At 62.2% G+C, this 20,475-nt stretch carries 16 protein-coding genes; 8 read left to right on the top strand and 8 right to left on the bottom strand.

Annotated features, from left to right (window positions below; all coding sequences use genetic code 11):
- Positions 1-125 precede the first annotated feature (125 nt).
- The 6 genes from purD to HDE79_RS01955 all read right to left on the bottom strand — a co-directional run bounded on the left by purD (position 126) and on the right by HDE79_RS01955 (position 8,720).
- Complete coding sequence (gene purD, locus HDE79_RS01980; protein WP_184600240.1) at positions 126-1,409, bottom strand: phosphoribosylamine--glycine ligase; 1,284 nt, start codon at positions 1,407-1,409, stop codon at positions 126-128.
- Between the two features lie 154 nt (positions 1,410-1,563).
- Complete coding sequence (locus tag HDE79_RS01975) at positions 1,564-2,946, bottom strand: AMP-binding protein (RefSeq protein WP_184600239.1); 1,383 nt, start codon at positions 2,944-2,946, stop codon at positions 1,564-1,566.
- A gap of 153 nt (positions 2,947-3,099) precedes the next feature.
- Positions 3,100-3,672: a Sua5/YciO/YrdC/YwlC family protein gene (locus HDE79_RS01970; protein WP_184600238.1), complete on the bottom strand. Its 573-nt coding sequence runs from the start codon at positions 3,670-3,672 to the stop codon at positions 3,100-3,102.
- Positions 3,673-6,186, bottom strand: a complete 2,514-nt coding sequence (locus tag HDE79_RS01965) for a DNA topoisomerase I (RefSeq protein WP_184600237.1) — start codon at positions 6,184-6,186, stop codon at positions 3,673-3,675. It lies immediately after the preceding gene.
- Between the two features lie 145 nt (positions 6,187-6,331).
- On the bottom strand, positions 6,332-7,501 hold the full coding sequence (dprA, locus tag HDE79_RS01960; RefSeq protein ID WP_184600236.1) for a DNA-processing protein DprA: 1,170 nt from the start codon (positions 7,499-7,501) through the stop codon (positions 6,332-6,334).
- A gap of 85 nt (positions 7,502-7,586) precedes the next feature.
- Positions 7,587-8,720 carry a LysM domain-containing protein gene (locus HDE79_RS01955; RefSeq protein ID WP_184600235.1) on the bottom strand — a complete coding sequence of 378 codons (1,134 nt, stop codon included), beginning with the start codon at positions 8,718-8,720 and terminating at the stop codon, positions 7,587-7,589.
- Between the two features lie 189 nt (positions 8,721-8,909).
- Between HDE79_RS01955 and def the strand changes: the two genes are divergently transcribed.
- From def to HDE79_RS01935, 4 genes are all read left to right on the top strand, one after another.
- Positions 8,910-9,419 carry a peptide deformylase gene (gene def, locus HDE79_RS01950; protein WP_184600234.1) on the top strand — a complete coding sequence of 170 codons (510 nt, stop codon included), beginning with the start codon at positions 8,910-8,912 and terminating at the stop codon, positions 9,417-9,419.
- Between the two features lie 11 nt (positions 9,420-9,430).
- Positions 9,431-10,357: a methionyl-tRNA formyltransferase gene (gene fmt / locus HDE79_RS01945; protein ID WP_184601068.1), complete on the top strand. Its 927-nt coding sequence runs from the start codon at positions 9,431-9,433 to the stop codon at positions 10,355-10,357.
- Positions 10,354-11,667 carry a 16S rRNA (cytosine(967)-C(5))-methyltransferase RsmB gene (rsmB, locus tag HDE79_RS01940; RefSeq protein ID WP_184600233.1) on the top strand — a complete coding sequence of 438 codons (1,314 nt, stop codon included), beginning with the start codon at positions 10,354-10,356 and terminating at the stop codon, positions 11,665-11,667. The genes fmt and rsmB overlap by 4 nt, the downstream gene beginning before the upstream one ends.
- A 109-nt stretch (positions 11,668-11,776) precedes the next feature.
- Entirely contained in the window at positions 11,777-13,477 is a 1,701-nt protein-coding gene (locus HDE79_RS01935) for a glycosyltransferase family 39 protein (RefSeq protein ID WP_255488282.1), read from the top strand.
- A gap of 6 nt (positions 13,478-13,483) precedes the next feature.
- Here the strand turns inward: HDE79_RS01935 and HDE79_RS01930 are convergent, their stop codons facing one another.
- Entirely contained in the window at positions 13,484-14,608 is a 1,125-nt protein-coding gene (locus HDE79_RS01930) for a glycosyltransferase family 4 protein (RefSeq protein WP_184600231.1), read from the bottom strand.
- A gap of 222 nt (positions 14,609-14,830) precedes the next feature.
- Between HDE79_RS01930 and HDE79_RS22195 the strand changes: the two genes are divergently transcribed.
- Together HDE79_RS22195 and HDE79_RS01920 are read left to right on the top strand one after the other, a co-directional pair.
- Positions 14,831-16,207, top strand: a complete 1,377-nt coding sequence (locus tag HDE79_RS22195) for an O-antigen ligase family protein (RefSeq protein ID WP_184600230.1) — start codon at positions 14,831-14,833, stop codon at positions 16,205-16,207.
- Positions 16,200-17,279 carry a glycosyltransferase gene (locus HDE79_RS01920; protein WP_343205895.1) on the top strand — a complete coding sequence of 360 codons (1,080 nt, stop codon included), beginning with the start codon at positions 16,200-16,202 and terminating at the stop codon, positions 17,277-17,279. The genes HDE79_RS22195 and HDE79_RS01920 overlap by 8 nt, the downstream gene beginning before the upstream one ends.
- Before the next feature lie 27 nt (positions 17,280-17,306).
- Here the strand turns inward: HDE79_RS01920 and HDE79_RS01915 are convergent, their stop codons facing one another.
- Positions 17,307-18,239 carry a glycosyltransferase family 2 protein gene (locus HDE79_RS01915; protein ID WP_184600229.1) on the bottom strand — a complete coding sequence of 311 codons (933 nt, stop codon included), beginning with the start codon at positions 18,237-18,239 and terminating at the stop codon, positions 17,307-17,309.
- Between the two features lie 344 nt (positions 18,240-18,583).
- Between HDE79_RS01915 and HDE79_RS01910 the strand changes: the two genes are divergently transcribed.
- Together HDE79_RS01910 and HDE79_RS01905 are read left to right on the top strand one after the other, a co-directional pair.
- Positions 18,584-19,399: a glycosyltransferase family 2 protein gene (locus tag HDE79_RS01910; RefSeq protein ID WP_184600228.1), complete on the top strand. Its 816-nt coding sequence runs from the start codon at positions 18,584-18,586 to the stop codon at positions 19,397-19,399.
- Positions 19,399-20,463 (top strand): CDP-glycerol glycerophosphotransferase family protein, encoded by a 1,065-nt coding sequence (locus HDE79_RS01905; protein WP_184600227.1) that lies wholly within the window; start codon positions 19,399-19,401, stop codon positions 20,461-20,463. Before HDE79_RS01910 ends, HDE79_RS01905 begins: the two co-directional genes overlap by 1 nt.
- Positions 20,464-20,475 lie beyond the last annotated feature (12 nt).

The following is a 20,475-nucleotide window of genomic DNA, read 5'->3' as shown; positions in this document are numbered from 1 at the left end:
AAAACAGGGCCAGCTGGCATCACATCCATTCGCTAGCGTATGCAGCTGCCCGCACCAGCCACTTGCATCACAGTTTCAGTAATCCACAACGCTCAAACCATGTCGCATTCACTGCGAAGAAACCATCAAAGGCGCCGCAGAGCGCGATAGGCAATATCGCGGCGGTAAAAGGCGCCATCATAGTGAATTTCGTCGACTGCGGTATACGCCCGTTCGCGGGCAGCAGCAATGTCGCTGCCCAGCGCGCACACCGTCAGCACGCGGCCGCCGGCGGTTACGGCACGCCCTTCGGCATTCGACTTGGTGCCGGCATGGAAGACTTTGACGTCAGCCTGGGTCGGTGCGTCGAGACCCTCGATCAAGGCGCCGCTGCGCACTTGACCGGGATAGCCACCGGCTGCCATCACGACGCCAATCGCGGGGCGAATATCCCAGCGTGCCTTGATGGTTTCCAGGCGGCCGTCCAGTGCGGCGTCGATCAGCTCGACCAGATCGGATTTCAGGCGCAGCATGATCGGCTGCGTTTCCGGATCGCCGAAGCGCACGTTGAACTCGATCACTTTCGGCGCGCCACTCTTGTCGATCATCAGGCCCGCATACAGGAAACCAATGAAGGGCGCGCCCTCGCTGGCCATGCCGTGCAGCGTCGGCTCGATGACTTCCCGCAGAATGCGCTGTTCGATTTCCGGTGTGACCACGGGCGCTGGCGAATACGCGCCCATACCGCCGGTGTTTGGGCCGAGATCGTTGTCATCGCGGCGTTTGTGGTCCTGGCTGCTGGCCATCGGCAGCGCGTGGCTGCCGTCGCTCATCACGATATAGCTGGCTTCCTCGCCGTCGAGAAACTCCTCGATCACCACCCGCGCCGAGGCGTCGCCGAAGCTGTGCGCGCCGAGCATGTCATGCAGGGCCAGTTCGGCGTCCGCCAGCGTCAGTGCCACCACCACGCCCTTGCCGGCGGCCAGGCCATCGGCCTTGATCACGATCGGCGCGCCATGCTGGCGCACATAGGCCAGTGCTGGGTTGAGATCGGTAAATACGGCGTAGCGCGAGGTGGGAATGTTGTGGCGGAGCAGAAAGTCCTTGGCAAACGCCTTGGAGCCTTCCAGCTGCGCGGCGATAGCACGCGGGCCAAAGATGCGCAGGCCAGCGTCGCGAAAGCGGTCAACCACGCCGGCGACCAGCGGCACCTCGGGACCAACCACCGTAAGGCCGACTTTTTCGCTCCTGGCCAACTTCAGCAGGCCATCGATATCGCTGGCCGCTACATCGACATTGCGCACGCCGTGTTCATGGGCGGTGCCGGCATTACCCGGTGCCACGATCACTTCGCTGACGCGCGGCGACTGCTTGAGCTTCCACGCCAGCGCGTGCTCGCGACCGCCGTTGCCGATGACGAGAACTTTCATGCCTGATTCCGATGCCCGAGTAGATGCGCGACAATTGCTGATCGCGCATTGTAGGGCACGTCGCCGCTGGCGATAATCCCGCAAGGTTTATCGCCAGCCGTCACATACGTTGCTGGCTTCGCCCCCATGGCGACCGAGCGCATCCCACAGGTTTTCAACCGTGATGGTGGCCAAGCAACGCCAGTAGATCGGCTCGCGGCAGCTTGCCGGTTTCATTGCGTGGCAGGGCATCAACCAACCGCAGTGGCCGCGGCAAAAACACCGGGTCAATGGCGGTGCGTAACGCATCGAGAATAGTGTGCTCGTCCAGCCCCGGCGCCACGGCAAGCGCGGCAATGCGATGCACACCCAGCGTATCGCCATCGGCGAGCTGGATCACCACGCCATCGAGCACACCGGGGATGGCCAGCAGGCGACGCGTTAGATCGGCAAGCGACGCACGCTTGCCTGCGATTTCCAGCATGTCCGCATGGCGCCCACGCAGGCGGAAGCGACGCCCTCCGTCGGAAAGGCTGACGATATCGGCAAGGCCGATCGGTGCGCTCAACTGTGGCGCGTCCACCATCGTGCCGTCCGGCTGCGGATGCAGGGTGACGCCGTCGTAGAGCAGCCAGTCTTCGTCCACGGTGGGGCGACGGCTGGCGAACACGCAGGTTTCTGTTGAGCCGAACACCTCCTGCAGTGGCGCACCGAAACGCTGCTCGGCAGCAGTGGCCAACTCCACCGGCATCGGTGCCGTCGCCGAAACCATCGCCGCAATCGGCGGCAGCGCGATGCCGGAGTCGACCAGCGCGCGCAGGTGCACGGGCGTAGTCACCAGCACACGCGGCGCAGGCACGGATGCAAGCGCAGCAGCCACATCGGCGGGGAAGAACGGCCGCCCGGCATGCACGCCAACGTCGCCGAGCAACGGCATCACCACTGACAATTCCATGCCATACATGTGCTGCGGCGGCACCGTGGCCACCACGTCAAAGCGCTCGCCAACGACGGCATGCAGCATCGCCAGATTGCCTGCGTTGCTGGCGTGGAAACTGCCCCATGTTTTCCGATTGGCGCTCGGGGTGCCGGTGGAGCCGGAGGTGTAACCGATCGCCACGACGTGATCGGCCGAAATCAGCGGCCACGCGTCGTGCGCTTCCATCGCTTCGATGGAAAGCGTATCCAGCGGCGGCAATTGCCGGTAACCCGGCGGCGCGACACTCAGATTCAGATCACCCAGTGCGTAGCAGCCCGGATACGCTGACATCACTTCGTCTACCGCCTGCGGCGCGCGCGATGATGGCAGCAGATTGGTCTGGCCACGCAGCACGATGGCGCAGAACGCGACCAGAAAGGCGTAGCGGTCCTCGCACAAGTTAACCGCGGCCGCCGCCGCGGGCAGCAAGGTTGCCACCGCACGCACCTGCGCCAGAAACTGCGCCGCACTCACGGCCTTGCCGCCGCGCCATGCCAGGACGCGATCCGCATCAGCCACGTTCAACAGAGGCAGTCGTGCCGGTGCTTCGCGCTGGTAAGTGTCGTAAACGATGGCCACGCCGCAGTCTCTCCGATGTTTCGATAGGTCACTCGGGCGCAGCATTACAGCAGCAGTCAGACGCCAAGGTGAACGTGGCGACGTGAAGATCCTGCGTTTCGCATGCCGGTTGCCTGCCATGTCACGGCAACCGGCAACGCGCCCCCAACGCGCTCAACTGCGAACGATAGTGCCTGAAAGCGCATCCCGGATCACCGTAGGGCTGACCTGCCCGCCCAGCGGTGCATCCAGCAAACCATCCAGTGCGTCTTCGAAAAAAATCTCCACGGCGTGCGCTGTGCGGGCAGGCGGCTCGCCGTGGGGATTCGCGCTGGTCGATACCAGCGCGCCGCCAAAGGCCCGACACAGCGCCACAGCCGGCGGATGGGCGGTAATACGCAGCGCGATGCCGGCATGCGCACCAACGACCCACTCCGGCACTTCTGGCGAACGAGGGAAAATCCAGGTATTTGGCCCAGGCCAACTCGCCTGCACCTGTTGCATAATCGCGGCCGGCACCGCATCGAGCGCGATGTAGCGTTCGACTTGCGCGAAGTCCGCCGCGATCAGCAGTACGCCCTGAGTCGGCGGACGCTGCTTCAGCGCGAACAGCCGCTCGAAGGCCTCGTGGTTATGGGGATCGCAGCCGAGACCGTAGACGGCCTCGGTCGGATACGCCAGCACGCTGCCTTCGTGCAGAAGCGCGGCGGCGGCATCTATTCCCTCAAGAGTGAAGTGTCGCAGCACTCAGGCCTCGATGGACTTTTCGGCTGATTTTTTCGTTGCCGCCTTCTTCGCAGCGACCTTCTTTGCCGCTGTTTTTTTCGTTGCCGATTTTTTGGCCGCGGTCTTTTTTGCAGGAGCCTTTTTTGTGGCCACTTTCTTGGTCGCCGGTGCTTTCTCTGCCACGGCTTTCTTGGCCGCCGTCTTTTTCGTGGCGGTCTTCTTGCCGAAACGACCCTTGCGAACCGGTGCGGCGGCAAGCAGTTCGAGACACTGCGCTTCAGTCAGCTCCTTCGGCTCCTGCTCCTTGGGAATGCGCGCGTTCTTTTCGCCATCGGTGATGTACGCGCCGTAGCGACCGTTGAGCACCTGCACGCCGTTACCGAAGTCGAGGATGAGACGATTGGCCAGCATCTCCAGCCGTTCCTGCACGATCTGTAGGGCGCGCGGCAGTTCGATCGTGTACGGGTCATCCTCCGGCTTGAGCGACGCGTAAGTGTCGCCCTGCTTCACGAACGGGCCGAAACGACCGATCGCCACGCTGACTTCGTCGCCGTTCTCTGCCTGACCGAGCTTGCGCGGCAGCTTGAACAATTCCAACGCGTCGGGCAACGAGATGGTGTGCATGCTCTGACCGGTGCGCAGGCTGGCGAAGGTCGGCTTGTCCTCGTCCTCCTTGGTCCCGATCTGCGCGAACGGCCCGTAGCGGCCCAGCCTTACGGAAACGGGTTTGCCGCTTTTCGGATCGATGCCCAGTTCGCGCGCACCGGTTGCTTCGTTGCGATCAACCGATTCGGTTTTTTCGTCAACCTGTTGCTTGAACGGCAGCCAGAAGCGCTCCATCAGCGGCACCCAGGCTTCTTCGCCACGGCTTACCGCATCGAGCTCGTCTTCGAGCTTGGCGGTGAAGTCGTAGTCGACATAACGGGTGAAATGCGAGGTGAGAAAATTGCTGACCGCGCGGCCGACGTCGCTGGGCTTGAAGCGGCGGCTGTCGAGAAAAACGTACTCGCGGTTCTGCAACACCTGGATGATGCTGGCATAGGTCGACGGACGACCGATGCCGTGCTCTTCCAGCGCCTTGACCAGGCTGGCTTCGGAATAACGTGGCGGTGGCTCGGTGAAATGCTGGTCGGCGGCGATATCGTGCAGCGGTACCTGTTCGCCCGTTTCCATACGTGGCAGGCGACGGCCTTCGTCGTCGTCCTCGGCGGTTTTCTGGTCACGACCTTCCTCGTAGACAGCGAGAAAGCCCGGATCGATCACCGTGGTGCCACTGGCGCGGAACGAGGCATCGCCGCCAGGCACATCACGCAGCGCAAATTCCACCGAGACGGTATTGAGCGTGGCGTGGATCATCTGGCAGGCCACAGTGCGCTTCCAGATCAGCTCGTACAGCTTGCGCTGGTCGTCGTTGAGGAATGCGGCAATGTCGCGCGGCGTGTACATCGCGGAGGTCGGACGGATGGCTTCATGCGCTTCCTGCGCGTTCTTCGACTTGGTCTTGTAGACCTGGGGCGCATCCGGCAACGCCTTGGCGCCGAAGTCGCGGGTGATCAGCTGCCGCAGCTCGGCCAGCGCGTCGTCGCCGAGCATGGTGGAGTCGGTACGCATGTAGGTGATCAGGCCGACATTGCCCTCCTCACCGAGCGCCACGCCTTCGTACAGGCCCTGCGCCACCTTCATGGTGCGGCTGGTGGTGAAGCCGAGCTTGCGCGCGGCCTCCTGTTGCAGTGTGGAGGTGGTGAACGGTGCCGCCGGGCGGCGCTTGCGTTCCTTCGAACTGACATCGCTGACCGTGAGTCGGCCGCGAGCGGCCTGCTTCAGCGCATCGCGTGCAGCCAGCGTATCGGCCTCATTGGTGAGGTCGAACTGCTCGAACTTCTTGCCGTTGAGCTTGCTCAGGCGTGCGGTGAAATCACCGTCCGCATGCTTGAGCTGGGCTTCGATGGTCCAGTATTCGCGAGCGTTGAACGCTTCGATCTCTTCCTCACGCTCGACGATCATCCGCAGCGCCGGCGACTGCACGCGACCGGCGGACAGGCCACGCTGCACCTTGCGCCAGAGTACCGGCGAGAGATTGAAGCCGACCAGATAATCCAGCGCGCGGCGCGCCTGCTGCGCGTCGACCAGATCGTGCGACAGCTGCCGCGGATTGGCCACGGCGGCCTTGATCGCCTTCGGCGTGATCTCGGAAAACACCACCCGATGCATCCGCTTGCCTTCGACCAGGCCGCGCTCTTTCAGAATCTCGCTGATGTGCCAGGAAATGGCTTCGCCTTCGCGATCCAAGTCGGTCGCCAGATAGATGTCGTCGGCCAGCTTGGCCGCCTTGGCAATCGCATCGACGTGTTTCTCGTTGCGCTCGATGACCTCGTAGGCCATGGCAAATCCGTTCTCCGGATCGACCGCGCCTTCCTTGGGCCGCAGATCGCGCACGTGACCGTAGGACGCCAACACGTGGAAGTCCTTGCCAAGGTATTTGTTGATCGTCTTGGCTTTGGCCGGCGATTCAACGATGAGCAGATTTTTTGCCATGAAGCTTGAGTTTCCACGAACAGAAAAGCGGCGCTTGTGGCGCCGCACACATATATAGTTGAAAACACGTCAGAGCCGCGGCTGTCAAGCCCGAGCAGTCCTGATGCCGCTTCCGACACCGCTGAAACCCTTCCCGATGGCCGCTTCAGGAGCCGGAAAGGCGCTGATAGCGATTGCCCGGCAACGTCTCGACCTTGGCCTCCAGTTCCAGCATCAGCAACAGGGAAGACACCACCGCCGCCGACTGCCCGGTTCGTTGCACAAGTTCGTCCAACGTCGCCGTTTCATGACCAAGTTCGTCCCAAAGGCGGCGATATTCAGGATCTTTGCTCAAGCCGGAATGCGCGCCGAAATGCGTCCCGTGGTCGGTTCCAACCAGCTGCTCGCCTACGTTTCCATCGTCATTCGCCACCAGCCGAGCTGCGAGTTCGCCGCCAAGCATGCGCGCTGCGGGCGCCAATGTCTCGATAATCTCGGCGGCAGTCTCCACCAACCGCGCGCCATCGCGGATCAGACGATGGCAGCCACGGGCCAGAGGATTGTGGATTGAGCCGGGTAACGCAAACACTTCCCGACCCTGTTCGGCGGCCAGGCGCGCCGTGATCAGCGAGCCGGATTGCAGTCCTGCTTCAACCACCAGCGTACCAAGCGACAGACCGGCAATGAGGCGATTGCGTCGCGGAAAATGATCAGCACGTGCTGCCGTGCCTGGCGGAAATTCGCTGATCAGCGCGCCTCGTTCCGCGATCCGCTTGGTCAGCAGATGGTGTTTGCGTGGATAGACGCGATCCGGTCCAGTGCCGATCACGGCTAGCGTAGGCACGCCATTATCCAGCGCCGCAAGATGGGCCGCGCCATCGATACCATCAGCCATGCCACTGGTGATCGCGAATCCGGCCTGCGCCAGTGCAAGGGCGAACGCGCGGGCATGCGCCAAGCCTCCCGTGCTGGCATTGCGCGCACCGACAATCGCCACCTGGGGATACAACAGCAGGCTGGCATCGCCAACAACAAATAGCGCCGTGGGCGGCTGCGGAATGTTGTCCAGCTGCGGCGGGAAATCGGCTTCGGTGCAACGCAGGAGCCGATGCGCGGGTTGGGCAAGCCATTCCATGTCACTGGCCAGCAGCGCCTCGTCAGGCTGCTGCAGCCACGCACGGGCCGGCGCGCCGAGTGATCTCAGCTGCTGCAACCGTGCCAGCACCTGAGCGATATCGTTGTTTGCTGCAGCGAGGCGCTCGCGCAGACCTCCCGGACCGAGGCCGGGCGTGCGCAGCAAGATCATCCATGCGCGGAGTTCATCCATGTCATTCATGCATTGCAGTTTACGAACAGAGCACAAATAAAAACGGCGCGGTGATGGCCGCGCCGTTGTGTAGGGAAAACCCGCTGAGCGACGCCTAGTCCGGCATGCGCAGCTGATTTCCTATCTGTATCGGCCGCAGGCCATCCATGATCAGGCCGTAACTGACCCGATCAAACGTGCGGAATACCATGACGTGACCGACATACTCAGCCGGCAGGGTGACTTGCTTGCCGACGTCGCGGTGCCAGCTGCTGTTTGCCACGTCGTCACTGACGGTCTGCCCCGGCTGGTAGATCGAGTAAGTCTGGCCATTGTCGACGCCGTCCCGCTTGCCGATCGAGAGTGCCACCACTTGATGGGGACCCACCGCATCCATTGCGTCAGCGAACCCGATCACGCGCGCATCCTTGGCTACCGACGTCGGCGCGTGAGGGTAGAAATACGGATCGTAGGGCGCATCATCGAGTGGCATGACGCGGTCGCCGCTACGGATATCGATGGTGGAGTTAAGGAGCAGAAGGGTCGATGGGTCGCCCATACGCAGCGTTTCGGCCGTACCGACCACGCTGACTTCGATGCCCATGTCCTGGCCTTTCCCGTAGTGGCCATCGTTGCGGGTGTCCTCATCCCACGGGGTCTTGAACACCGCAACGTTGCTGTCCAGATCGTGAGCGACCAGATCGGCTTTATCGGGGTTCCCCTGATCAAAACCGCGGAAATAGTGCGTTGGTCGCACGATCGCCCAGCGCTGACCCGGCGCGCCCTGCAGACCGCGCACGTAGATGTTCTGCCCTGCCGTACTGCGTAGCCGTCCCTCTTCCAGCCCAACGACATAAGGAGCGGATTTGACGGTGTTGGAATCCACCACGCGCAAGTCCTTGAGGAACGTCTGCAGCTCGGTCAGTGGAATCGCCGGCACAGCGTCACCCTCGGCATGCACGCTGGGTTCAAGTCGCAGACTCGGTCCACCACCACCGCCGTTGATGAAAGACAGATTGAGCACGTCGCCCGGATAGATCAAATGCGGATTGCGCACCTGCGGGTTGGCCTGCCAGATCTCCGGCCACAGCCAGGGCTTAGTCAGAAACTTGGCGGAAATGGCCCAGAGCGTATCGCCCCGCCGAACGGTGTAGCTGTCCGGGTGATTGGCTCGTAACTGTGCGCCCGCCGCGTAGGCAGCCACAGTGACCAGCATGCCGGCCAGCAACACGGTAATTTTTCGGATCATTGGTGGGAATCCCCCTTCCCCAGATGCTCGGTCGAGTGTAACCGAACCGTTAAGACGCGCAACAGGCGCTAATTGGCAAAAATCGTCTGCGCCCGGACGCTTGCCGACGTACAATGAGAAACATTCTAGATCGTGCCGGGGGTGGTTTTTTACCAAGCCGCCCGCATTTTTGGCGCCGAGGTGAAACCCATGTCCCTACTTACCATCATCGAATTCCCCGATCCGCGCCTGCGCACGCGCGCTGAGCCGGTCACCGTGTTTGACGCCGAGCTGAAGCAGTTCGTCGCCGACCTGTTCGAAACCATGTACGACGCTAACGGCGTTGGACTGGCCGCAACCCAGGTCAACGTGCACAAGCGCGTGCTCGTCACCGACATGAGTGATGAGCGCAACGAACCACTGGCATTGATCAATCCGCAGATTCTCGAAAAGGCCGGCTCGCAGGTTTATCAGGAAGGCTGCCTGTCGTTTCCCGGCCTGTATGCCGACGTCACCCGCGCGCTGACGGTCAAGGTAAAAGCACAGAACGTCCGTGGTGAAGAGATCATCGTCGAGGTCGAGGGCCCACTGGCCGTATGCATCCAGCATGAAATGGACCATCTGGAAGGCAAGGTGTTCGTCGACTATCTCTCGTCGCTGAAACGCAACCTGCTGCTCAAGCGACTGGAAAAGGCGCGCAAGCAGGCGGCCACCGCTTGAGTGAGCGCCCCTTGCGGCTGATTTTTGCCGGTACGCCAGAGTTTGCCGTTCCCTGCCTCGAAGCCTGTATCGCCAGCGATGCCATCGTCGTTGCCGTTTACACCCAGCCGGATCGTCCCGCGGGCCGTGGCCGCAAGCTGACACCCAGCCCGGTCAAACAGGCGGCGCTGGCCGCAGGTATCGCCGTCGAACAACCCGAGTCACTGAAGTCGACTGAGGCGCGCCAGATGCTGGCGAGCTATCAGCCGGATCTGCTGGTGGTGGTGGCTTACGGCCTGATTCTTTCACGCAAGGTCTTGGCCACACCACGCTTGGGTTGCTGGAACGTTCACGCCAGCCTGTTGCCACGCTGGCGCGGGGCTGCACCGATCCAGCGCGCCATTCTTGCCGGCGATACGGAAAGCGGCGTCGATCTGATGCAAATGGAAGCGGGGCTGGATACCGGTCCGGTGATGTTGCAGCGACGCATGCCGATCGCCGCCGATGAAACCGGCGGCAGCCTGCACGATCGGCTATCCGCCCTCGGCGCCGAAGTACTGACCGAAGGGGTGCGCCGCACGGTGGCCGGTGAGGCATTGACCGCCATGCCACAGCATGAAGATGGTGTGACCTACGCGCACAAGCTCGACAAGGCCGAAGCCAGGCTCGATCTGAGCCAAACAGCGGTGGCGCTTGAGCGCAAAGTGCGCGCATTCGACCCCTGGCCCGTCGCCGAAGCGGACGTGGCCGGCGAACCACTGCGGATCTGGGCAGCGCACGCGATGGAGGGCGATCACCATGCCACCGTTGGGAGCGTGCTGGGCGCCAGTCGCGACGGCATCGACCTGGCCTGCGGCGATGGCGTACTGCGCATCACCGCGCTGCAGCGCGCCGGTGGCAAGCGCATCACGGCCGCCGATTACCTCAACGCGCGCCCCGAACTGCGCGGCCCGCGATGACGGTCGACACCCGCGCACTGGCGGCCCGGTCCCTTGCCGAAATCGCCATGCGCGGCGCCTCCCTGCGCGAAGTCATGGAGCGCAACGCACCGAAGCTTCGCGATCCACGCGACCGTGCGCTACTGATGGCCTTGCTCAGCGAGGGCGCACGCTGGTGGTTGCGCTTCGACGCTGCCATCGATCACCTGCTGGAAAAATCGCTGCGACACAAGGACCCGGCAATCCACGCGCTGCTGGTGCTGGGTCTGGTGCAGTTGGAAATCCTGCAGCTACAGGATTACGCGGCCGTAGCGGCCACCGTCGAAGCCACCCGCAACCTTAAGCGTCCGCAGCTGGCCGGACTGGTCAACGCCGTACTGCGCCGCTGGCAGCGCGAGCGCGAAAACCTGATCGCCCGGCTTGATGCCAAGCCACAAACGCGCCATGCGCACCCCGAATGGCTGGCCAAGGCGCTCGCCAGCGACTGGCCGGCACAGGCCGATGCGGTGATGGCCGCCGACAACCGCGAGCCGCCGCTGATGCTGCGGGTCAATCGCCAGCATATCGAGCGCGATGCGCTGCTCGCGCAGTTCCAGGCGGCGGGCTACGAGGCATCCCTCCATCCATGGCTGACCGATGCGCTGGTGCTGCCGCATAGCGCCGACGTCACCCGCATGCCTGGCTTCGAGGATGGCGCGTTCGCCGTGCAGGATGGCGCTGCCCAAGTCGCCGCCGATCTTGCCGACCTGAAGGATGGTATGCGCGTGCTCGACGCCTGCGCCGCACCCGGCGGCAAGGCTTGCCATCTGCTCGAACGCGCGCGCATCGACTTGACCGCATTGGAAGTCGATGCCAAACGCGGCGAACGCATCCGCCAGAACCTGATGCGCCTGCGGCTCGATGCCAAGATCGTGATCGGCGATGCCGGCGCACCCGCCGGCTGGTGGAAACGCCAACCGTTCGACCGCATCCTGATCGACGCACCCTGCTCAGCCACCGGCGTGCTGCGACGCCGGCCGGACGTGCGATTGCACCGGCGCGAAAGCGACATCGCTGCGATGCACGAGCAGCAGCACCGAATACTCTCGGCGCTATGGCCGTTGCTCGCGCCAGGTGGACGGCTGATCTACATCACCTGCTCGGTACTGCGCGCGGAAAACGAGGTCATCGTGGGCGAGTTGCTCGCTCAACAAGCCGACGCGTGCGTGGTGCCGTTCACCTTGCCGGTAGGGCATGCCGCCAAAGTCGGCTGGCAGATTCTGCCGGGTGATGGCGATCTCGATGGCATGTATTACGCCGTGCTGGAAAAGCAGGCCATGCCCCAGGATTGACCGTGACGACGCGCGGCGCGGCAAACGCGCCGAGTTTCAAACCCTCGCATCGGCCCGGCTATGCTTGCGCCCTTGCCTGCCCAACGGAACCTGCTCCGCCGTGAAGTCCTTGTCCCACGCCCGCCCACTGTGGCTGCGCAGCGCCAGCTGGGAATTGCTGTTGTTCGGTGTTTTCGCCTTGCTGCTGCTCGGTGCTGGCATCGGCCTGCGTGATCCGTGGCCATCGGACGAACCGCGTTTTGCGCTGGTCGCGCGGCTGATGGTGGAGCATGGCCAGTGGCTGTTTCCGCATCGCGGTGCGGAACTGTATCCGGACAAGCCGCCAGTATTCATGTGGCTGCAGGCGCTGGGTTATTTCATCACCGGCAGCTGGCGCGTCGCCTTCATGCTGCCGTCGCTGGCCGCTGGCCTGGGCGCTCTTGCCCTGACCTACGATCTGGCGCGTCGCCTGTGGAATCACCGCAGTGCCCTGCTGGCCACAGCCACTCTGCTGGTCACCATCCACTTCACCTATCAGATGCGCAACGCGCAGATCGACCCGCTGCTGCTGGGCTGGGTCACGCTGGCCAACTACGGCCTGTTGCGTCACCTGCTACTGGGACCGTCGTGGCGCTGGTTTGCGGTGGGCTGCTTTTTTGCGGGTGTCGGCGTGGCGACCAAGGGCGTCGGCGTCATCGCACTGCTGATGCTGATTCCCTATGCCGTCGTCTGCCGCGGCCGCTGGCAGCACATCGCGTGGTCCAGCGGCGGCTGGCGTTGGGCCGGCGGACTGGCGATGTTCCTCGTACCGATCCTGGCGTGGCTGTTGCCCATGCTGCTGGTCGCACACGCCGACGGCGATCCGCAGCACGCCGAGTATGTGCAGAACATCCTGTTCGGCCAGACCGTGCATCGTTATGCCGCGCCGAGCGGGCACTTCCATTCGCCGTTTTATTTCATCGGCATCATTTTGATCGACTGGCTGCCGCTATCGCTGCTGCTGCCATGGGCGCTGCCGGCATGGTGGCGACGGCTGAAACGTCGCGACGCGCGGTTGCTGCTGCCGCTGGGCTGGGTGGTGCTGATCCTGCTGTTTTTCTCCATCAGCCCGGGCAAGCGCGATGTGTACATCCTGCCGGCCTTGCCGATGACCGCACTGGCGCTGGCGCCGCTGCTGCCGGGCCTGCTGCGCAAGCGGGGCATCCGCGTGCTGATCTTCGCGCTGACCGGGCTGATGAGTGCCGGCCTGACCGCCGCGGCAACGCTGGCGCTAACTCGGCATCCATCCTGGGCCGCCCAGTTCGAACAAAGCCTGGATCCGCGGATCTGGTGGCTGCTGCTCAGCATCGGCCTGGCTGGCCTGGTCATCGTCGCGCTCACGCGCGTGCGCCGCGCCGCAATAGGCTGGCTGGCGTTTGCGGGCGTGCTGTGGGGCCTCTACGGCCTGTGGGGTTACCCGATGCTCAACGGCGATCGTTCGGCTCGCGATGTCATGCAACACGCGCGTGTCATCGCCGGGCCGCAGGCGACCATCGGCCTGCTCGCCTGGAAGGAGCAGAACCTGCTGATGGCGCAAGGGCCGACTGTCGAATTCGGTTTCCTGAAGCCCTGGCCGCAGCAATACGCCGACGCCATCGCATGGCAAGGTGCAGAGCCGTTGCAACGCTGGATCTTCAGTCTCGACGTGGCAATGGGCCAGTGCGTGGATCGCCGCAAGGCCACTTACGTCGGCCACGCCAATCGTCGCGAGTGGTGGATGTTCAAGGTCGATGCAGTGCTGCCCGGCTGCGTGCCACACAGTGACGACAACGACAGCGATGCCGCCGACTGAGTCTGCTCAGCGACTCGCCGCGAGCAAATCGGCGTAGGCCGTCTCGGTACGTTCGACGAACAGGTCCAGTCCAAACGCCTGCTCCGCGTGCGTGCGGGCTACGACGCCCATCGATGGCAGATCAGCGCGTTGCTGCAGAAGTTGCCGCAGTCGTTCGGCCATGGCCTGGTGATCGCGCGGGGGCACCAGCCAGCCGTCGACATCAGGACGAATATTCTCCGGCAGGCCAGCGTATTCGCTGACCAATACCGGTTTGCCCATCGCCATCATTTCGCGGCAGGCAAACGAGATGGTTTCGACATCCCACGACAGCACGAAACCCGCATCGATGGCTGCCAGTACCGGCCGCACATCTTCGAGCAGTCCGGGAAAATGCACCTGCTCGCTCAAGCCCAGGTCGCCAATGCGCTGCTGCAGGGCGGCATCCGGCGTTCGGCCAGCGACCAGTAGGTGTATTTGGGCACGCAGGTCTTGCGGTAGCAACGCCAATGCTTCGACCAGATCCATCCAGCCCTTGTAGGCCGCCGTGCCCGCGTTGCTTCCGAGCAACAGCACCGACGGATCGCCGATGCAATGCTGCCGCTCCACGACCGCCAGCGAATGAATCCACGGTGCGAAATGGGCAATGTCGACCCCGTTATGCACCGTGGTCAGTCGGCAACGTCGATACGGTGAGATCGCTAGCGCCCGATACGTGTAGTCGCAGACAGCGATGACCATGTCGGTACCGCGCCTTGCGCGCCACCAGTGACCAAGGCCAGTCATCGGCTTGGAGTTGTGCTTGGTCAGCACAATGCGCGGTCGGCGTGACAACCCACGCACGGCCGCCATCACCAATCGATGGTCGGCCGAGCCGTTGACATGCACCAGATCGAAATCCTGCTCTCGCAACAAGGTTGCGAGCCGCCGCCGCGCCTGCTGGCGAGCCGCCAGCCTCTTCAGTCCATTGGGAAACGGTTGCGACCAGGCATGCAGAGACGGTTCCGCGCTTGCTTCAAGGTACAGCCGGCTTGTCGGCGGCACCGCCACATGCACCTCATGTCGAGTGGCCAAGGCCTTGGCCAGCGTCATCACATAGGTCGTATGGCCGCCGCCGTCACCGTCATGGAAGTTGGTGAACAGAAGCTTCAAGGCATCGACCTATGCATCCGAGCGAAGAACTTCGCGGGGGAAGTGGCTAGTAATAGACAACAAAGTGGGTAGCAATAGACAACATGAACGCGGCTGTTATGGCCTGATAATGCTTTGCCGTCGAAGGGCTTACCTAAAGTACCATGCGTAAACTCAAAGCTAGTGCTGAAGGCCTCAAACCCTTCGTGCAGCACAGGGAGATGATTTGACTGAGGAGAAGGCGTGGACGCAAGATTGAACGCATGGTCGTTGGGCGCATTGTCTCTGCTGGTTGCCCTGATGCCACTGTCGTTTTCCGTCTCTTGGCATGTCAAAGCTTTACCCGCGCTGATGTTGCTAATCGCCGGCTTGAGCCTGCTTTTCAGAAGAGCAGCCACGCGGAACAGCTATCGCAAGGCCTGGCCCGTGATGGTTGTTTGTGGCATGGGCGTACTCTATACGGCGCTCAATATTCTTGGTCACGGGCTTGGCTGGAACGCTTTCGATCTGCCGTCCCATATTCTGCTTTACATGGCTACGGCAGCCGTCTTCAGCCTGCCACTACGCATGCGCTGGGTATGGCTCGGTTTCAGCCTTACCGCGATCGTTCTCGGCATCGTCTGCCTCGTGCAGCACTTTTTCCTGGGAATTGACCGAGCTTTCGGTCTCAACGGCGGTGATTGGGGCGCCATCGAATTCGCCATGGTCATGATGGTGTTGTCGTTGAGCGGCTGGCTGCAAGTATTTTATTCGAGCAACCCGCTTGAAAAAATCCTGCATGGCACTGGCGCCGCATTTGGCATGTATGGCGCTCTGCTGACCCAGAGCCGCGGACCGCTACTGGCTTTCGTACCCATCTTGCTGTTTTTAATCGTGATCTACGCAAGACGCACTCGTCGCTGGAGCAAGGGATTGCTGATGCTTGTCGCGATCGTGGGTGGCGGTGTTCTTGCCGCAGGAAGCGTGCATAACGTCAATACGCCGGCCGCTCTCGAGGCAGACGGCCCGGTCACGGCAAATGTAAATGCGGCTACCATGCCAGCCAAGGTGGTCACCGCAGCATCTGCGACGACGACGCCCATCAACAGTCAACCCGTGTTTGTGAAGCGATTTGCAGAGGTGGGCTCGGAGATGACAAGCTACAACTCCAAGACCGATGCCAGAGGTGCTGTACGCGAGCGGCTGGAGATGTGGCACACGGCAGGCCACGCTTTCATGGATCATCCACTGGCGGGCGTGGGTATCGATCAATTTGGTGTGTATGCACGCCAGCAGGTCGCCGAAGGTCACACCAACCCGGCTATCGCAAAATATGAGCATCCCCATAACGAGTACCTGGAAGCTGCCGCTACCGGTGGCGCACCGGGCTTGCTGGTCATCTTGCTGATCTTTGCCGTGCCACTGGGTTATTTCCTTCATCACGCGCTGCATGCTCATGACAGCGAGATCATCTCGGCCTCTGTCGGTGTCGCCATTGTCAGCATGTATGCGTTGTGTGGATGGACTGACAACGTCTTCTATCGGGCCATGCCGCATTCGCTGTACTTTTTCCTGGTACTTGGATTGGCGGTTTTACTCGGTCGGCGGGAATCATCAGAAGAGGTCGCGCTGCGTGTCTGATCGGATGCCAACAACGCGTATCAACCTGATCGGCTGGGACAACGGTCGAGGGTTGAGTCACGACCTGCGTCTGCTGCGGGAAACGCTCGAGTCGCTGGGTAACGAAGTGCATGTGACGTCTGTCGGCCCGAAGCGGCGGCGCTGGACGCCTCGCGCATTGTGGATCCGCCTCCGACTCATGTGGCAATCTTTGCAAAGTGGCGATGGCGTGCGCTGGAAGTTCGATGCCAACATCATGCTGGAGCATGTGCAACCAGCCTACTTCGGCACGGCACGGCGAAACTTTTTCATACCCAATCCGGAATGGCTGTCTCGGCGAGACGAGCGGCATTTGCACCGTTTCGACGCGCTGCTTGCCAAGACTCGAGTCGCTGCGGCCATATTTCAGGCACGCGGCATGCCCACGCGCTATATCGGCTTTCGCAGCACGGATTGCCTGATTCCAAAAATGCCGAGGGAGCCACATTTCCTCCATCTGGCCGGTGCCAGCCGGATGAAGGGTACCGGGCGCCTTCTCGCGCTGTGGCGACGCCATCCCGAATGGCCGCCGCTACTGGTGCTGCAATCGCCACAGACGGCGCCAGGCATGCCCATGACACCGGAGCGTGACAATGTGCAGCACCGTATTGCCACATTGTGCGATATCGAGGACATCCGCCGCCTGCAGAATAGCCACGTCTTCCATTTATGCCTGTCCGAAGCCGAAGGCTGGGGTCATTACATCGCCGAAGCGATGAGCTGCGGTGCAGTGACCATTACCTGTGACGCGCCACCGATGAATGAATTGGTGCGTCCCGAACGCGGCCTGCTGGTTGCCGCCAAGGCAGTGGGACGCTTGAATGCGTCAACGCGCTACCATTTCGACGAAGCGGCGCTGGAAGCCACGATCGAACGCGCGCGCAGCATGAATATCGGCGAATACGAGGCTCTTGGCGCGGCAGCACGCGGTTGGTTCGAGACCAATCAGCAGCGTTTCGCAGGACTTCTGCAGGATGCATTGCAGCCGCTCCTGCAAGATCAAACCGTCGATGTGAGATGGGCAGGACAAAGCGTCAAGTCATCGGGCAAGTAGCGCTGACGCGATGATTTTGGCGAACGATCAGCTGCCTTTAGGTAGTCCTGTTGCTTTCGATCCCAGCAGAATTGCCAGCATGTGCTCGACACGCTTCCACCACGGCGCGCGGCCGCGCATTGCCAGCGCCGCATAACGCTTGGTTTCTGCCCACAGCGGATCGGGCTTGGTCTTGTATTCGAGCTTGGATAGCTCGATGCATGACTCGTCCAGCCCTGCCACGCGCGCGTAGTAACCGATCAGGCCACGCGAGCGCAGCCGGTTGGTGTACGCCACCGACGCACTGCGATTGGACCACCAGCCGTTCTTGCCATGGATGCGATACCAGACACTGCCGGTGGGCAGATAGTATTTTCGTGCACCGAGCACACTGGCGCCGAACACCAGACAGTTGTCCGCCGAGAGGCGCCAGGTTTCGCGAAAGCTGTCCGGTACCTCAAGCACTTTTCTGGCCCACGGTGCGCGCATGGATAACGCCGAAGTGGGCGCACCGTACCAGCGCGTGAGTGCATACGTGATCACCGCGGTATAGCCTAGGTCGACGGCACTGCGATGAAAACCCACGATCTTGCTCTCTTCGCCGAAGTGCTGCATATCGGTGAAGACGAAATCGACATCACGACGAACATCGTAGAGCTCACCCAAGCGCGCCAGATAATCCGGCGCCCAGCGGTCATCGGAATCCAGATAGCACACGACATCCGCTTCGACCCGCGCCACGCCACGCTGGAACCCCTCCAATTGGCCGCCATTGTTCCCACAAAGCAGAACGACGCGATCGTCGGCGCCGTAACGCTCACGCAACAGGTCAACCGAACCATCGGTGGAGCCGTCGTCGACGACAATGACCTGCGCCGCCTTGCGGCTCTGTGCCAGCGCACTCTCCACCGCTTCCAAAACATACTCGCGATAGTTGTAGCTGGTGATGACCACCGCGAAACTTGTCGTTTGATGGCTCATGCGGGAATGTTCGACGACAGATATGCAGGAAAAAGTTTCTCGCCCGGAAATACGGCGCATGCAGAAACAACAACCTCGCTGGCGATCTTGCTCATTGGCAGACATTTTCCCATGATCGCTGCCGAAGCTCGGCAGGGCTGATGTGCGGCGCAGGTAAAGTTTTGTCAATGCGGACGCATTATCCAACCCCTATCATACCGAACTCGGCAGCTGGCATCTGCCATAACCAACAAGAAAAGCAGGGCCGATGAGTGCCCGCGATACGGCAGAGTGATCGGCGAGCGGACGGCGACGGATTGGCTGGATCCGATGAGGCCATGGGTCAATCGGCTAGAATCCGCCGCATGCCCACCCTCCCGCTCACCTTGGTCGTCATCACCCACAACGAGGCCGACACCATCGGACGCTGCCTGGACAGCGTACCGTTCGCGGCCGAGAAACTGGTGATCGACAGTGGCAGCGACGATGACACGGTAGCGATTGCGCAGGCCCACGGCGCACGCGTCGTCCAGCAGGACTGGCTTGGCTTCGGCGCGCAGCGCAACTTCGCCACCACGCAGTGCAGCCACACGTGGATTCTCGCGCTGGATGCCGATGAAACCCTGACGCCTGAACTCGCCATCGAACTACAGCAACGATTGCCAGAACTGATAACCAGCGATGCACCGGCTGCGTATCTGCGCCGCAGCACGATCTACATGGGCGCGCCGATGCGCTGGTATCGCCCAGCCGTCGGTGAAAAATTGGCACGCCTTTATCATCGCGACCGCGCTCGTTGGACAGATGCGCGAGTACACGAATCGCTGCGTTTCGACGGCGACGCCCCCACGCTGCGCGCACCGTTCAACCACATCAACAATCCCACCCTGCCGCACAAACAGCTGAAGGTGCTGCGCTATGCCGAGCTGAAATGTCGCGACTGGCTGGAGAAGGGCAAACCGGTACGCATGTGGCAGGCGCCGTTCGTGTTCGCCCTGGCCTTCATCAAGGACTACCTTTTCCGGCTGGCTTTCATGGACGGCTGGCGCGGTTTCATGATCGCGCACACCGCGGCCAGCTATGCCATCTACAAGCGCATGCGTTATTACGAAATGCGGCATAACCCCGAGTCGGTAGATCGCGCGGCCAAACTTCTCACTCGCCATGGCATCGATCGCTGATGAGCAACGCACCCGCCTCCATTCAACCAGCACCGGCCTTGGTCAAGCACTACCTGCTCTACGGCTCCGAGCGCTACGCGCTGGCTATCCTGCGACCAGTGCAGGAGGCAATCCGTGCACGCGGTCACGAAGCGGCATGGTTCTTTGACGGCCCTGGCGCTGAGGATCTGATCGACGGTGAGCGCTTGTTGACGGTCGCCGAAGTGCGTGCGTGGAACCCGATCGCCGTGATCACATCCAGCAATCATCTGCCGCATTTCTTCCCTGGCGTGAAGGTGGAAACCTTCCACGGCTTCGACGCCGGCAAGCCTCGCCATGTCTACGTGCGCGGCTTCTTCGATTTGTACTGCACCACCGGCCCGCGCGACACCAAGGCGTTTGGTGAGGTGGCTGCCAAGCTCGGCCATTTCACAGTCATCGAAACCGGCTGGCCCAAGCTCGACCCCTTCATGCGCGAAATCGCCGGCGCCTTGCCGCCGGTACGCCAGCCGCCGGTCATTCTCTATCACTCGACGTTTTCACCATCGTGGAGCGCCGCCGACACCTTGTACGAGGAAATCAAGCGTCTATCGCGTGATGGCCGCTGGCGCTGGATCGTCACCTTTCATCCGAAGATGAATCCGGAAATCACGGCGCGCTACAAGGCGCTGCAGAATGAGTTTCTCCGCTTCGCCGAAAACGACAACATCCTCGAACTGTTTCCCCAGGTCGATATGATGTGCTCGGATACCTCCTCGGCATTGAGCGAATTTCTGCTCACTGGCAAGCCCGTGGTGACGTTCAAGAATCGCCGGCCCGGACCGCAGCTGATCGATATCGATGATCCCACGCAGTTCGAACCGGCGATCGAACGCGCGCTGGCCAGACCACCGGAGCTGATGCAGGCGATCCGCGAATTCGCCGACGCCATCCATCCTTATCGCGACGGCCGAGCGAGCGAGCGTGTACTCGATGCAGTGGATACCTTCATCGCAACGGGCGCACGCAATCGCCGCCGCAAGCCATGGAATCCGTGGCGTAAACTCAAGCTGCGCCGCCGCATTGGCTACTGGGGTCCGGCCTGAGTCACGATCGCT

Source organism: Rhodanobacter sp. MP1X3, from assembly GCF_014207165.1.
Taxonomy (GTDB): Bacteria; Pseudomonadota; Gammaproteobacteria; order Xanthomonadales; family Rhodanobacteraceae; genus Rhodanobacter.
The sequence above is the reverse complement of the archived record's forward strand: the minus strand, read 5'-3'. Positions and strand labels throughout refer to the sequence as shown.

What these genes read in the sequence shown, in the direction of transcription:
- purD (WP_184600240.1), bottom strand. Translation starts at nt 1,409, where the DNA reads ATGAAAGTTCTCGTCATCGGCAACGGCGGTCGCGAGCACGCGCTGGCG.
- HDE79_RS01965 (WP_184600237.1), bottom strand. Translation starts at nt 6,186, where the DNA reads ATGGCAAAAAATCTGCTCATCGTTGAATCGCCGGCCAAAGCCAAGACG.
- dprA (WP_184600236.1), bottom strand. Translation starts at nt 7,501, where the DNA reads ATGAATGACATGGATGAACTCCGCGCATGGATGATCTTGCTGCGCACG.
- HDE79_RS01955 (WP_184600235.1), bottom strand. Translation starts at nt 8,720, where the DNA reads ATGATCCGAAAAATTACCGTGTTGCTGGCCGGCATGCTGGTCACTGTG.
- def (WP_184600234.1), top strand. Translation starts at nt 8,910, where the DNA reads ATGTCCCTACTTACCATCATCGAATTCCCCGATCCGCGCCTGCGCACG.
- rsmB (WP_184600233.1), top strand. Translation starts at nt 10,354, where the DNA reads ATGACGGTCGACACCCGCGCACTGGCGGCCCGGTCCCTTGCCGAAATC.
- HDE79_RS01915 (WP_184600229.1), bottom strand. Translation starts at nt 18,239, where the DNA reads ATGAGCCATCAAACGACAAGTTTCGCGGTGGTCATCACCAGCTACAAC.
- HDE79_RS01910 (WP_184600228.1), top strand. Translation starts at nt 18,584, where the DNA reads ATGCCCACCCTCCCGCTCACCTTGGTCGTCATCACCCACAACGAGGCC.
- HDE79_RS01905 (WP_184600227.1), top strand. Translation starts at nt 19,399, where the DNA reads ATGAGCAACGCACCCGCCTCCATTCAACCAGCACCGGCCTTGGTCAAG.